The 13034-nt window shown below is 77.2% G+C and carries 12 protein-coding genes; 6 read left to right on the forward strand and 6 right to left on the reverse strand.

Annotated elements, in window-relative coordinates; genetic code table 11:
- Nucleotides 1-366 precede the first annotated feature (366 nt).
- Both D7294_RS07140 and D7294_RS07145 read left to right on the forward strand, forming a co-directional pair.
- The gene (locus D7294_RS07140) at nt 367-717 is read left to right on the forward strand and encodes a DUF8129 domain-containing protein (RefSeq protein WP_120676698.1); all 351 of its coding nucleotides are present in this window, start codon (nt 367-369) and stop codon (nt 715-717) included.
- A gap of 99 nt (nt 718-816) precedes the next feature.
- Nucleotides 817-1023 (forward strand): hypothetical protein, encoded by a 207-nt coding sequence (locus D7294_RS07145; RefSeq protein WP_241562165.1) that lies wholly within the window; start codon nt 817-819, stop codon nt 1021-1023.
- Between the two features lie 233 nt (nt 1024-1256).
- Here D7294_RS07145 and D7294_RS07150 read toward each other — a convergent pair whose 3' ends face one another.
- Nucleotides 1257-2339, reverse strand: a complete 1083-nt coding sequence (locus tag D7294_RS07150) for a carboxylate-amine ligase (protein ID WP_120676700.1) — start codon at nt 2337-2339, stop codon at nt 1257-1259.
- Between the two features lie 383 nt (nt 2340-2722).
- Nucleotides 2723-4732 (reverse strand): AfsR/SARP family transcriptional regulator, encoded by a 2010-nt coding sequence (locus tag D7294_RS07155; RefSeq protein ID WP_120676702.1) that lies wholly within the window; start codon nt 4730-4732, stop codon nt 2723-2725.
- Between the two features lie 234 nt (nt 4733-4966).
- On the opposite strand from D7294_RS07155, the gene D7294_RS07160 reads away from it, so the two are divergent.
- Both D7294_RS07160 and D7294_RS07165 read left to right on the forward strand, forming a co-directional pair.
- Nucleotides 4967-5857: an alpha/beta hydrolase gene (locus D7294_RS07160; protein ID WP_120676704.1), complete on the forward strand. Its 891-nt coding sequence runs from the start codon at nt 4967-4969 to the stop codon at nt 5855-5857.
- A gap of 103 nt (nt 5858-5960) precedes the next feature.
- Nucleotides 5961-6701: a class I SAM-dependent DNA methyltransferase gene (locus tag D7294_RS07165; protein WP_120676706.1), complete on the forward strand. Its 741-nt coding sequence runs from the start codon at nt 5961-5963 to the stop codon at nt 6699-6701.
- A gap of 11 nt (nt 6702-6712) precedes the next feature.
- Here D7294_RS07165 and D7294_RS07170 read toward each other — a convergent pair whose 3' ends face one another.
- Nucleotides 6713-8083, reverse strand: a complete 1371-nt coding sequence (locus D7294_RS07170) for a cation:proton antiporter (RefSeq protein ID WP_241562166.1) — start codon at nt 8081-8083, stop codon at nt 6713-6715.
- Between the two features lie 386 nt (nt 8084-8469).
- Nucleotides 8470-9174, reverse strand: a complete 705-nt coding sequence (locus D7294_RS07175; protein WP_120676710.1) for a lytic polysaccharide monooxygenase — start codon at nt 9172-9174, stop codon at nt 8470-8472.
- A 436-nt stretch (nt 9175-9610) separates the two neighbouring features.
- Between D7294_RS07175 and D7294_RS07180 the strand changes: the two genes are divergently transcribed.
- Complete coding sequence (locus D7294_RS07180) at nt 9611-10270, forward strand: hypothetical protein (RefSeq protein ID WP_147450782.1); 660 nt, start codon at nt 9611-9613, stop codon at nt 10268-10270.
- 133 nt (nt 10271-10403) lie between these two features.
- On the opposite strand, the gene D7294_RS07185 is transcribed toward D7294_RS07180, so the two are convergent.
- Nucleotides 10404-11474: a GlxA family transcriptional regulator gene (locus D7294_RS07185; RefSeq protein WP_120676714.1), complete on the reverse strand. Its 1071-nt coding sequence runs from the start codon at nt 11472-11474 to the stop codon at nt 10404-10406.
- A 71-nt stretch (nt 11475-11545) separates the two neighbouring features.
- Here D7294_RS07185 and D7294_RS07190 point away from each other — a divergent pair, with 71 nt between their 5' ends.
- On the forward strand, nt 11546-12193 hold the full coding sequence (locus tag D7294_RS07190; protein WP_120676716.1) for an HD domain-containing protein: 648 nt from the start codon (nt 11546-11548) through the stop codon (nt 12191-12193).
- 73 nt (nt 12194-12266) lie between these two features.
- Here D7294_RS07190 and D7294_RS07195 read toward each other — a convergent pair whose 3' ends face one another.
- On the reverse strand, nt 12267-13031 hold the full coding sequence (locus tag D7294_RS07195) for an SDR family NAD(P)-dependent oxidoreductase (protein ID WP_120676718.1): 765 nt from the start codon (nt 13029-13031) through the stop codon (nt 12267-12269).
- Nucleotides 13032-13034: the final 3 nt, after the last annotated feature.

Consider the following 13034-nt stretch of genomic DNA (forward strand, 5'->3'; position numbering starts at 1 on the left):
AGGGCCCTGCGCCCGGGCGGCACGCTCGGGCGGCGGCCCGGCGGCCCGAGCCGGGGAAACCCGCCAGGGACACCCGGGGTCCGGGGGCCGCTACCCAGGGTTGCCGCCGTGGGCCGGGCCGCGGGCGTTTCGTGGGGGTGGGGGCGGATACCCGTCCCGCGATCGGGGCCCGGGAGTGCGCAGGCAGTACCGCGGGCACCGCCGGGGCCGATCAGGGAACACGTGAGCGGCGGGGGCCGCGGGCGCAGCCGGCCGGGTCGCGCCGCGGTCGGCTGCGGCGGCGGCCCACGCCACGCACGAGCGACCCTGTCAGACAACCGGAGGACACGGGCCGTCCCGCCGGGACGCGCTCCGTGAGGAGGAACGATGAGCACTCGGCAGCACGACGAACTCCCGCTGCCCGACTTCGACCATCTTCCCGTCGGCTCGCTCGGGCACCGCATCCGCTCGCTGTCCGTGGAGGAACTCGAGCACCTGATGCGCTACGAGCGCGAGCACGCCGACCGCCGCCCCGTGACGGAGCTCTTCAAGGCCCGCCTGAACCAGCTCAGGAGCGGGAGCAGCCCGTCCCCCGGCGGCGCGGGAGCGCGCCCCGAGCAGCCGGGGCCCGCCCCCGGCGGCTCCCCGGCGCGCCCCGAGACCTCCGCCGAGCCCGTCCACCCGCCGCCGCACGGCACGCCCACCGAGCCGGGCAAGCCGAAGGCCAACCGGCCCTGACCCGTGGGCGCGGGCCGCGGCGCCCGGGGGAAGCCGGCGCGGCGACGGCGCGCGCGGGCGCGGAACCACGAAGGCGGGGGAGATCCCAGAAGGAGGCGCATGGCCATGCCGGAACCCGGCAGCAAGTCCTACGACATCAAGCGGGCGCACGCCAGGAAGGCGGCCGAGGACCAGGGCGTCCCGGACCGCCACGCCAACGAGGAGGCGAACGCGGAACTCCAGCGGGACCCGCACTGGCAGTCGCGCGGGCCGCGCACCGAACGCGGCCGTGGCCCGAAGGGCGAGCGCACCTCCCGGCGCCGCTGAACGGGCCCCGCGGCGGCCCCCCGCCGGGCCCGGGACGCCCCCGAGGCGGAACGCGGGGCGGCCCGCGCCCGGGGCGGTCTCCGCGTGCGTGAAACCACGGCCCCGGCGTTCCCGGCGGAACGCCGGGGCCTCCCCGGCTCGCGGGGCGCCGAGCCCGGGGGGTGGGTGGGGCGTGGCGAGCAGTGCCGGGTCCCGGGGTCCGGGGGTGCGGGGGCGAGCGCCGGGCCGGTTGCTCAGCCCTCGATCAGCCGGAAGTAGGCCCCGGCGTCCGCCTCCCGCAGCGTCCGGCGCTGCCGGTCGGCCCCGGTGCCCCGGCTGAGCAGCCGTGCGAGACCGCGGCTCACCAGGGACAGGTCGCCGGCCTCCCGCAGGGCGGGCGTCAGGTGCCCCAGCAGGGCCTCGACGACCTCGGCCGCCGGACGGCAGCGGGCGGTGCCCGGGTGCACCAGGGAGCCGGTCAGCCCGTGCCGGCAGGCGCGCCAGTTGGCCGCGGCCAGGAGCTCGGGCGGCGCGAGGGGCCGCGGCAGGCCCTCGGCCTCCTCCCGCAGGGCCGTGCGGACCAGGCCGCGCGCCACCCCCGCGAGGGCCACGGCGTCGGCGACCTCCAGCTGCACGTCGGGCGCCCGCACCTCCACCGTCGGGTAGCGCTCGGACAGCCGGGCCTGCCAGTAGACCTGGCCCAGGTCGCGGATCACCCCCGTCTCCAGCAGGGCACGGGTCCTGCGGCCGTACTCCGCGGCGTCCGCGAAGGCGGGCGGCGGCCCGCTCACCGGCCACCGGCCGAAGACCACCGTGCGCCAGCTGGCGAAGCCCGTGTCCGCGCCCTCCCAGTAGGGGGAGTTCGCGCCGAGCGCCACCAGCACCGGCAGCCAGGGCCCGATCCGGTCCAGCACGGCCACCCCGGCCTCCCGGTCCTCCACCCCCACGTGGACGTGCATGCCGCAGATCAGCTGCTCGTCCACCAGCCGCGGCGCGTCCCGCAGCATCGCCAGGTAACGCCGCCGGTCGGTGACCGGTGCCCGCCCGCCGGCCGGGGCCGTCCCCGAGGCCGCCAGCCGGGCGCCGCCGCCGGCCGCCGCGGCGCGCACCGCGGCCCGCAGCCGCCGCAGGTGACGGTCCACCTCCCCGAGGCTCCGGCAGACCGGGGTGCCCACCTCGACCTGGGCCTGCAGGAGTTCGTGCTCCACCTCCCGCGAGCCGACCGTGGCCAGGCGGCCGGCCGCCGCCAGCACGTCGCGGCTCAGCGGCAGCGGCCGCCCGTCCTCCGGATCGAGCAGCAGGTACTCCTCTTCGACCCCCACGGTGGTCGCCGTCATCCCGTCCTCCCTCACCGTGCCTCACCGGGTCTCACCGCGCCTCACCGCGTCCCCCGCGCCCGGCGGCGGAAGCGGCGCGGGGCGCCGGGTGCGCGCCGGTGTGAGCGCCCTACGCCCCACGCCTGCCCGCGCCGCCGCGATCCACGGCACCCGGCCCGTCCCGATCGCCACGCGGCGGGTCCCGGCCCGGGAGTCGGCACGCCCGGTCGCGAGCCACCCACGCCCGGTCGCGAAGCCCGCCCGGCGTGGGCACGTTCGGTCGCGAGGCGGGCACGTCCGGTCGCGGCGCGGACAGGTCCGGTGGCGAATCCGCCCGCCTCCCGCGGCCCGGGCCTCGCCCGGCCCGCCCCCGGCCGGCCGCGGCGGCCGCCGCCCTTCGCCGGTCAGCCGCCCGGGTGCCCGGCGGAGCCCCGGGAGCCCCGGGGGCCCAGCGCCTCGGCGATCCCGGCCAGCCAGCGGTCCACGGGCCCCAGCACGACCAGGCCGCTGCCCGCGCCCGCGAGCTGGCCCGCGGCGGGGCGGAGGCGGGCCTGGGCCGCCCGCAGGGCCTCCGGGTCGCCGAGGCGCAGGGCGGCCGCCGCCCCCAGGCAGCACAGCGCCTCGTACATCAGGTCCGCCGGCGGCTCCGGCTGGGCACGCAGCGCGGCCCCCGCCTCCGCCCCGCGCCCCGCCTCGAACAGCAGCAGCGGCTCGGCCCAGGGCCGGTACGGGCCGAAGTCCGCGGCCCGGCCGGCCCCGGGCGCCGCCCCGCGCCCCAGGCGCAGGCACAGCAGGGCCAGCGGCAGCAGCCCCTCCGAGACGCCCGGCATGCCCGCCCCCGCCAGGCCCGCGGCCGCGGCCAGGTACGCCGCCTCCGCCCGCTCGTGCTCCCCGGCGGCGGCCAGCCGCAGCGCGCCGTACCACTCGGTGAAGACCGCGGCCAGCGGGCGTTCGTGCCGCTCGGCCAGCCGGTCCGCCGCGGCGGCGTGCGCGTCCGCGGCGCGGAGGTCGCCGAGCCCGGCGCGCGCCTGCATCCGGATCAGGTGCCCGAGCACCTCGAAGTTCACCAGGCCGTGCCGGGCGGCCAGCGTGATCAGCTCGGCCCCGACCAGGTCCCGCCGCGGCGCGAGCCCGGCCCGGCCGCAGGACTGCAGGAACACGCCGTTGAGGGCGAAGGCCAGCAGCGCCGGATCGTCCAGGCGCCGGGCGATCTCCTCCGCCTCGCGCGCCGCCCGCGCCCCCCGCGCGGAACGGGTGCCGCGCAGCTCCACCGCGACGGTGGCCAGCAGGCGGCAGCGCGCGGGCGCGTGGGCCGGGTCGTCCGGGAGGGCCCCAAGGGCCCGCTCGGCCGCCGCCACGATCCGCCCGGCCAGCCGCGGATCGTCGCTGCGGGTCCACAGGGCGGGCACGTCGAAGGCGCCGACCACCTCGGCGAGCAGCTCGGGATCGCCCAGCTCCTCGGCCGCGGCGACGGCCGCCGCCCGGTGCTCCCTGGCCGCCTCGAGGCCGCCGCCGCCGGTGAGGGCGAGGCTGCGGAGCAGACCGACGGTCGATTCGAGCCGTGCCCGCGCGGTGGGGGCGACCGTCCGGTCGTACGCCGCCGCCGTCCGCGCCCACAGCCGGGCCGCCGCCGCGGCCGGCTCCGCCGGGGCGTCCAGGCGGGGGTGCTGGGCGAGGATGTCGGCCTCCAGGCGGCGCAGCCGCGGCCCCGGGTCGAGGCCGAGGCCCTCCGCCAGGGCGGCCCTGGCCCGGCGCAGCAGGCCGAGCGCGTCCGCCTGCCGCCCCGTCCGGTACAGGGCCAGGGCCAGCAGCCGCCAGGCCTCCTCCCGCCAGGGGTGGTCCGCCAGATGGGCCTCCAGGTCGGGCACCGCCTCGGCGGCCAGGCCCGCGCCGAGCCGGGCCTCGGCCTGCAACTCGACGGCGCGCAGCCGCAGTTCGGCCAGCCGTTGCCGCTCGCCCCGGCACCAGGCGGCGTCGGCGAACTCCGCGTAGGGCTCCCCGCGCCACAGGCCGAGCGCCGCCCCGAGCCGTTCGAGCGCCCGCTCGGGTGAAAGCCGCGCGGCGGCCCCCACGGCGGACTCGAAGCGCCAGGCGTCCACCGCCTCCCGCGCGGCCCGCAGGGCGTAGCCGGGGCCCTGGGTGACCAGCAGCCCGGCCGGGGCGCGCGGCGGCCGGTCGGGCTCGAGCGCGCGGCGCAGGTCGCCGACGAAGGTCCGCAGCGCGCCCACGGCCCCGGGCCCGGGCTCCTCCCACAGGTCCGCGGCCAGGACGGCGACCGGGACCACCTGCCGCCTGGCCAGGATCAGCCGCGCCAGCACGGCCCGGTGCCGCGGTCCCCGCAGCGCGAGGGCGGCACCGCCGCGCTCGGCCGTCACCGGCCCCAGCACCCCGAACGCCACCGGCTCCGACTCCATCCGACGCCTCTCCCGTGTCCCGCCTCGCCCGCCACCACCGTGCTGATTGTCTGCTGATCCGCCGCCCGCAGGCTCGAAGTGCCCACCTTCCCGCGCGGCCCGCCGCCCGGGCGGCGTGACCGGGCACCGTGGACCGCGAACGGGGCGGAAGCCGACCGCCCCGTTCGGGCCGCGGCCACCGAGGACGGCCGAGGAAGACGGCCGACGAGAGACGAGACGAGAGGGAGTATCCCCATGGCACCCGCCATCCCCGGCTTCGCGTACCGGCGCATCCCCGTCGCCGAGGGCGTGACGCTCGGCGCCGCCGTCGGCGGCTCGGGCAGCCCCGTGGTCCTGCTGCACGGGTTCCCGCAGACCCACCTGATGTGGCGGCACGTGGCCGCCGAACTCGCGGCCGGCCACCAGGTCATCTGCCCCGACCTGCGCGGCTACGGCGGCAGCGACAAGCCCGCGGAGAACGCCGAGGGCTCCGCGTACGCCAAGCGCACCATGGCCGCCGACGTGGTCGCCCTGGCCCGCGCCCTGGGCTGCGAACGCTTCGCCCTGGCCGGGCACGACCGCGGTGCCCTCGTCGCCTTCCGGGCCGGCCTGGACCACCCGGACGCCGTCACCCACCTGTTGCTGCTCGACATCCTGCCGACCCCGGACACGTGGGAGGCGATGCACGGCACCTCGGCCGCCGTCGGCTTCCACCTCTACCTGATGGCCCAGCCCCCCGGCCTGCCGGAAACCCTGATCGGGGCCGCCCCCGACGCCTTCTTCGGCCACTTCCTCGACGCCTGGACGCAACGCCCCGGGGCCATCCCCGCCGAGGTGCGCGCCGCCTACCTCGCGGCGTCCCGCGCGGCCGTGCCCTCCATCGTCGCCGACTACCGGGCCTCGGCCGGGATCGACCTCGTCCACGACCGCGCCGACCGCGCCGCGGGCAACCGGCTGCGCATGCCGGTCACGGTGCTGCAGCAGGACTGGGGCGCCGCGCTCGGCTACGACGCCGCCGCGCTGTGGCGGGCCTGGGCCGTGGACCTGGAGCACCGCACCGTCTCCGCGGGGCACTTCATGGCCGAGGAGGCGCCCGCCGAGGTCACCGGCGCGCTGCGCGCCCTGCTGGCGCGTGCGGCCGCGTAGCCCGGATCCTCGCGGGGCGCGGGCCGCGGGCCGCCTCGCCACGGGGCGAGGCGGCCCGGAAATTCCGGGCGCACCGCCCGCGGCGGGGCTAGCCTTTGCCCCCGTGAACGCACCAGAGGACTACTTCGGCGAGCCTGTCGCGGAGCACTATGACGAGTCGTCGGCCGACATGTTCGAGCCGGAACTGCTGGACGCGACGGCCGGCCTGCTGGCCGGGCTCGCCGGCCGGGGGCGGGCCCTCGAATTCGCCGTCGGCACCGGGCGCGTGGCCCTCCCGCTGGCGGAGCGCGGCGTCGAGGTGCACGGCATCGACCTGTCGCGCGCCATGGTGTCCCGGCTGCGGGCCAAGCCGGGCGGCGACGCGATCGGAGTGACGATCGGCGACATCGTCACGACCCGGGTCGAGGGGACGTTCTCCCTGGTCTACCTGGTCTTCAACACGATCATGAACCTGACCACGCAGGAGGCGCAGGTGGACTGCTTCCGCAACGCCGCCGCCCACCTGGCCCCCGGGGGCTGCTTCCTCGTCGAGGTCGGCGTCCCCGACCTGCGCAGGCTGCCGCCGGGGCAGAACGTCGTGCCCTTCCACGTCGGCGAGGAGACGCTGGGCTTCGACGTGTACGACACGGCCACCCAGGCGATGAGCTCCCACCACGTCCGCGTCGCCGGGGGCCGCGGCGAGTACCGCGCGATCCCCTTCCGCTACGTGTGGCCCGCCGAACTCGACCTGATGGCCAGGATCGCCGGGCTCAGGCTGCGGGACCGGTGGGAGGGCTGGTCCCGGCAGCCCTTCACCGCGGAGAGCCGCCACCACGTCTCCGTCTGGGAGAAGCCCGCGGAGTGAGCGGGCGGCGCTCAGCGTTCCGCCGGGGACGGCTCCTGCCCCAGGGCCGTCCCGCCGCCCTCCGGCGTGCCGCCCAGGTCGAGGACGCGCCGCTCGCGCAGGCTCTCCTCGGCGGTGTGCTCGACCCGGCGCATGGCCAGCCGCAGCATCGGCGGGGCCATCACCGAGGTGATCACCGCCACCAGGATGACGATGCTGTACATCTCGACGGTCAGCAGGCCCAGGCGCACGCCGATCATCGCGATGATGACCTCGATGACCCCTCTGGAGTTCATCCCGGCGCCCAGCGCGAGCGCCTCCCACCGGTTCACCCTGCCGATCAGGGCGCCGAGGAACGCGCCGGCGAACTTGCCGACGATGGCGACCACGACCACCGCGAGGGCCCAGCCGGCGATCACCGGGTCGTCGAGCGCGGTGAGGTCCATCCGCAGTCCCGCCGTCGCGAAGAAGAGCGGGGCGAGCACCGTGACGACGGTGGTGTTCAGCGGCTCCAGCGGGCGGATGTCGATGCCCTTTCCGGTGCCGATGAGCACCCCGCACAGGAAGGCGCCGAACACCGCCTCCAATTCCAGGGCCTGTGTGCCGGCCGCGGAGAGGACGATCAGCCCGACCGCGGCCACCACGGGCATGCCGCGGACGCCGGAGGAAATGGCCGCGCGCATCACCCGGTTCACCGCGAGACGGCCCACCGTCACCATGACCAGAAGGACCAGCGCGAGATGCCCGAGCGAGGTGAGAACATCGCCGCCGGTGAGGCCGTTCGCCGTCGTCATCGCGGACACCAGGGAGACGAGAACCCAGCCGACGGCGTCGTCGATGGTTCCCGCGACGAGAATCATCTGGCCGATGTTGCGGTGTATCAGGCGCATGTCCATGAGCGTCTTGGCGATGACCGGAATGGCGCTCACGCACATGGCGACGCCCACGAAGCAGGCGAACACGGTCGGGTCGGAGCCGTCCTCCCGCAGCCGCGCGGGCATCGCCAGGCCGAGCCAGATGCCGAGCCCGAGCGGCAGCAGCAGGCCGGTGAGGCTGACCACGGCCGCGTGGGAGCCCTTCCTGCGCACCAGGCCCATGTCGATGTGCATGCCGGTGAAGCCGACGAGCAGGATGACGCCGACCTGCCCGAGCGCGTCGAGCAGGTGCATCTGCCCGGCCTCCTGCGGGAACAGCCAGCCGGTCACCGAGGGCAGCAGATGCGACAGCAGCGAGGGGCCGAGGAGCACGCCGGCGGACAGTTCGCCGACGATCGCGGGAAGGTGCAGCCGCTGGGCCAGCCGCCCGAGCAGAATCGCCGCCACGAGCAGCACGCTCACCTGGAGCAGGAGGACGAGAAGTTGGTGCTGGGGAATCGGAGCGGCCACGGATTCGGCGAGAATCACCGCAGCCCCTTTCTCTGACGAGGCGCCCGGGTGCATTCACCGCGGGCCCACAGGGAGGCATATGCCGTCCGCTCGTGAGAGCGGAAATTTCTTTTTCCGGCCGGCCGGAGCTGCCGTTCGATGAAACGCCGGCGCCGCGCGGTTCCTCGAAGGCCAAAAATCCACCGGGTGCACGGGAATTATGGCGTCGATGTACCGGGAGAACATCCGACGGAATGGGGAATTCCCCGCGCGCGCCGCTCGCCGAAGCGCGCCTTTCCGGCGTATGCAGCCACCGTCAACGGCCCGCGGGGACATCCCACGGGCGCCGTAGTCCCCGGCCGCCCGACTCCGGCCCCACCCGGGCCGCCCACCCACGGCGGCCCCCCGGCGGCGGCCCGTTGTCCTCAGCCGAAGTCGACGTCGCTGCACAGCCAGTGGCTGCGCTCCTGGCCCGTCAGCGCGAACTGGGTGACGACGACGTGGTGGCCGCTGCGGCCGGGCGCGCTGACCACGACCTCGTAGGTGCCGCCGGGCAGGTGCGGCTCGGGCGAGGGGGCGCCCCAGTCCGGCTCGAAGGAGCCCTCGGTGCGTTCGAGTACCAGGTCGTCCCAGGTCAGGGGCTGGGTCGTGGGGTCGAATCCCGGCTCGGTGACCCAGATCCAGATGAGGTCGGCGCCGTCCCTGAGCAGGTCGTGCACGCGCACCGAGAAGTTGCCGTTGGGGTCGGCGATCGGGGTCGTCCGCCAGGGGCCCGGCAGGTCCAGGGAGTCGTACCGCCCGCCTGCCGCCTGCCCGGCGCTGCAGAGGTGGCCGTCCGGGGGCGGCGTGGGCCCGTCGCGGTAGACGCCGTCCCACTGCCACACGGCCTGCGGGTCGTCCTGGAAGACCTGCAGGCACATCGGGTCCTCGGCGGCCATGGCGGGGTTCTGCCAGTCGTCGGCCCAGCGCAGCCAGCAGCCGTAGTTGCGGGTGGCCGGGTCGATCGTCGTGCCGAGCGCCTGTGCCGGGGTGGCCCACGGCACGGCGCAACAGGCCGCCGCGCAGGCCGCGATCGCGGCCCGCGCCGCCCGGCGCCTGCCCCTTGATCCGGTTGATCCGGTGGTGGTCATCCGCGCCCCCTTCGCAAGGCCCCCGCGCGCGACGGGGGCTGCGGGGCCCGCCGCCGCGCCGCTCGCGCACGGTCCGCCCCTTGGCGCCGCAGTCTCCCGCCGTCCCCCGCCCCCGCCTAGGGAGCCTTCACGCCAATCGCCCGCCCCGGAACCCGCGGCGCGTCCACGCCTCCCCGGTCCGCATCTCCGAGCGGCACGCGGCCACCGGGGCGCAGCGCCGACGGCAGGTCCACCCCTCCGTGCCCGGGCCGCACGAGGCCGGCACGCTCGTGTCCTTCCTGCTCGGGACCAAGGCCCCGCACGGCGGGGCGGGACGGGCCACGGCGGGGCCGGAAGGCCGCGGGGGCAACGGGCGTTCGCCGGGGGCACGCCCGCGGCCCGGCCCGCTCGCTCCCCGCGCTGTCCCCGGCCCCCCGGGGCCCGATACCGTGCTCCCGTGGGGAACTCACGGCCGAGGCGGGCCGCGCGGCCGGCCGAGCCCGGGCCCGTGCGGGGAAGCCACCACGAGCGGCGCGCGGCGCCGGGCCCCTCGCGGGCGCCCTGGGTCGTGCTCGCCCTGCTGCTCCTCGTCCTGGCCGGGGCGATCGGCGCCCTCCTGGTGCGCGTCCTCGGGCTCTTCGAGGAGCCGGGGCCGCCGCGGAGCCTGCGGGACCTCGCCGTGGTCTGCCGGGAGGGCCGGGCGCACGAGCAGGCGGCTCCCTACCGGGGCGGTGCCCCGCACCCCGCGGTGGTCTTCGGCGAAGGCCCCTCCTCCTGGCTGACGACGGCGGGGGAGGGCCGCGGGGAACCGGCCCCGGAGGAGATCCAGGTGGTCGCGTGCAGCAGCCGTGTCGGGCGGCTGTCCGAGGAGCCCGCCATGGCCTGCCCCTACCTGTCAGGCCACGCCGTGCACTACTTCGCGGCCCGCTACCGGGTCGAGGTCTACGAAGCGCGCACCCGCCGCCGGCTCGGCGACTTCACCCTGGACGCCACACAGCCGCACCCGTGCCCGGTCAGCGAGGTCTTCGCCGAGGACGAGCCCCTCACCGAGCGCGAGTTCCACCCGGAGGACGAGGCGTACCTCGCCGGCCTCGCCCCCTTCGTCGCCGGCCGCTGAGACCGCAGGGCCCGGCCCTCGCCCCGCCTCGGCCCGCCCCCGCGAGCCGGCCTCCGCGGGCCGGCGGCCCCGCGGGCGGAGGGGCCCCGCGGGCGGACGGGCGCCGCGCAACCGCCGCCCGCCGCGGCCGGGTTCACCGCGGGCCGTGGGGGAGCGGCCCCCGCCCGCCGCGCCCCTCGGCGGCCGGCCGCCGCCGGACCGGCGCCTCCGCGGTGCCGCCGGGAGCGGCCGGCGGCGCGGGGCGCGTCCCGGCGGCGGGGCGGAAGGCGTCGCGGTACGCGCTGGGCGGGACGCCGACGTGCGCCTTGAACAGCGCGCGGAAGTTGGCCGGCGTGCCCAGCCCGCAGCGCCGCGCCACGGCCTCCACCGTGAGGGGCGTCGACTCCAGCAGCTCCCGCGCCTGACTGAGCCTGGCCGCAAGCAGCCACCGCATCGGCGGCTGCCCCGTCTCCGCGTGGAAGCGGCGGATGAGGGTCCGCCGGGAGACGCCGGCCCGCCGTGCCAACTCGTCCACGGTCAGCGGCCGGTGCAGGTTCCCCAGCGCCCACTCGTACAGCTCCTTCAGCCCGCCGGACCGCCCGGTCCGCACGGGCAGGTCGATGTACTGGGCCTGGCCCCCGCTGCGGTGCGGGGCGGTCACCAGCAGCCGCGCCCGCTGGTTGGCCATGCGGTCCCCGTGGTCGCGGCGGATCAGGTGCAGGCACAGGTCGAGACCCGCGGCGACCCCGGCCGAGGTCAGGACGGTGCCCTCGTCCACGTACAGCACCCTCGGCTGCACCCTGACCCGCGGATGGCGGGCCGCCAGGTCGGCCGCGTACAGCCAGTGCGTGGTGGCGCGCCGCCCGTCGAGCAGCCCGGCGGCGGCCAGGGCGAACGCGCCGGTGCAGATGGACACCATGCGCGCGCCGCGGGCCGCCGCGCGGGCCAGCGCCTCACAGACCGCGGCGGAGGGCGTCGCCGGCTCGGCCTGCCCTGGGACGATGACGGTGTTGGCGGCGTCGAGACGGTCGAGACCGTGCTCGACGTGCAGGGCCGGGCCGCCGTGCACCGGGACCGGGCCCGGGCGCTCCGCGCACACCGCCAGGCGGTAGGGGCCGTCGGCCCAGCTGCCGAAGACCTGCAGCGGGATTCCGAGGTCGAGCGCGAGAACGCCGGGCAGGACCAGCACGACGACGTGGTGCGCGCCTGAGGGCTGACCAGGCATGGCACGATCCTAACGGGAGCTGGCACCCGTGCCGCTGACGGCTCCCGCGGCGGCCTGCCTACGGTCGCACCATGAACGTTTCCCCCTTGGTTCCTGAGCTGCCCGACACCCCGGTGGCCCGCCGCGCCGTCGAGCACGCCCGGGCGCACGAGAGCGAGCCCGTCGCGAACCACAGCATCCGCAGCTACGTGTTCGCCACCCTGCTCGCCGCGCAGGAGGGGCTGGCGGCCGGCGCCGACTTCGACGAGGAACTCCTGTTCTTCGCCTGCGTCCTGCACGACCTGGGCACCTCGCCCTCGGCCCCGGGCAAGGAGCGCTTCGAGGTCGAAGGCGCCGACATGGCCGCCGAGTTCCTCACCGGGCACGGCTACGGGAGCCGGGAGACGGACGCGGTCTGGGAGGCGATCGCGCTGCACGCCTCGCCCGGCATCGCCCTGCGCCGGGGAGTGCTGGCCTACCTCACCCGCAAGGGGGTGGGCGCCGACTTCGGCATCGGGGCCGAGCTCGTGAGCGAGGAGCAGGGCGAGGTCCTCCACGCGCGCTACCCGAGGCTGAACATGGCCACCGCCCTGGTCGACGACATCGTCCGGCAGGCCGCGCGCTCCCCCGAGGCCGCCGCCCGCTTCACCATCGCGGGCGAACTCGCCCGGGAGCGGGGTGAGTCGGACGGCCCCACGAGCCTGGAACTCGCGGCCAGGGCCGGTCGCTGGGGCGCCTGAACGCGGGAGCGCGCCGCCTCCTCGCCCCAGGGGTCCGGCGCGCGAGGGGACCGCGCCCCGCGCCCCGGCGTGCTCAGGCCCTGAGCCCGAGGTGGACGCCGCCGCTGGCGTCGAGGACCTGCCCGGTGATCCAGCGGCCGTCCCCCGAGGCGAGGAAGGCGACCGCGTCCGCGACGTCCTCCGCCCGGCCGAGGCGGCCGAGGGCGGTCTGCCCGGCGATGAACTCCTCCAGGCCGGGCGCCTCGAAGACCTGCGCGTTGTCCGCGGTCCTGGTGGCGCCGGGGGCCACGGCGTTGACGGTGATGCCGCGGCCGCCCAGGGCACTGGCCAGGGTCAGGGTCATCGTCTCCAGGGCACCCTTGCTCATCGCGTACGAGGTCTGGCCGGGGTTGGCGACCCGGGTGGCGACCGAGGACAGGGTGATGATCCGGCCACCGTCCCGCAGCAGCGGGAGCGCCCGCTGGATCAGGAAGTAGGGGGCCCTGACGTTCACCGCGAAGAGCCGGTCGAAGCGCTCGGGGGTGTCCGTCTCGATCGGGCCCGCCGGGGCGGTCGCGGCATTGTTGACGAGGATGTCCAGCGGCCGCCCGGCCAGTCCGCGCTCCAGGCCGGCGAACAGGGTCTCCACGTCCCCCTCCACTCCCAGCTCGGCCCGGACGGCGAAGGCGCGCCCGCCGGACCTCTCGATGCCGGCCACCGTTTCGTGCGCCGCGGCCTCACTGCTGCCGTAGTGCACGGCGACGAGCGCGCCCTCGGCGGCGAGGCGCCTGGCGATGGCCCGCCCGATTCCGCGCGAGGCCCCGGTCACCAGCGCCGTCCTGCCCGCAAGTCCGCCCATGTT

Source organism: Streptomyces hoynatensis (assembly GCF_003626535.1).
GTDB classification, from domain to species: domain Bacteria; phylum Actinomycetota; class Actinomycetes; order Streptomycetales; family Streptomycetaceae; genus Streptomyces; species Streptomyces hoynatensis.

Coding starts and splice junctions, on each gene's coding strand:
- D7294_RS07175 (WP_120676710.1), bottom strand. CDS start 9,174: ATGACCACCACCGGATCAACCGGATCAAGGGGCAGGCGCCGGGCGGCG.
- D7294_RS07155 (WP_120676702.1), bottom strand. CDS start 4,732: ATGGAGTCGGAGCCGGTGGCGTTCGGGGTGCTGGGGCCGGTGACGGCC.
- D7294_RS07150 (WP_120676700.1), bottom strand. CDS start 2,339: ATGACGGCGACCACCGTGGGGGTCGAAGAGGAGTACCTGCTGCTCGAT.
- D7294_RS07185 (WP_120676714.1), bottom strand. CDS start 11,474: ATGCCTGGTCAGCCCTCAGGCGCGCACCACGTCGTCGTGCTGGTCCTG.
- D7294_RS07140 (WP_120676698.1), top strand. CDS start 367: ATGAGCACTCGGCAGCACGACGAACTCCCGCTGCCCGACTTCGACCAT.
- D7294_RS07195 (WP_120676718.1), bottom strand. CDS start 13,031: ATGGGCGGACTTGCGGGCAGGACGGCGCTGGTGACCGGGGCCTCGCGC.
- D7294_RS07160 (WP_120676704.1), top strand. CDS start 4,967: ATGGCACCCGCCATCCCCGGCTTCGCGTACCGGCGCATCCCCGTCGCC.
- D7294_RS07145 (WP_241562165.1), top strand. CDS start 817: ATGGCCATGCCGGAACCCGGCAGCAAGTCCTACGACATCAAGCGGGCG.
- D7294_RS07190 (WP_120676716.1), top strand. CDS start 11,546: ATGAACGTTTCCCCCTTGGTTCCTGAGCTGCCCGACACCCCGGTGGCC.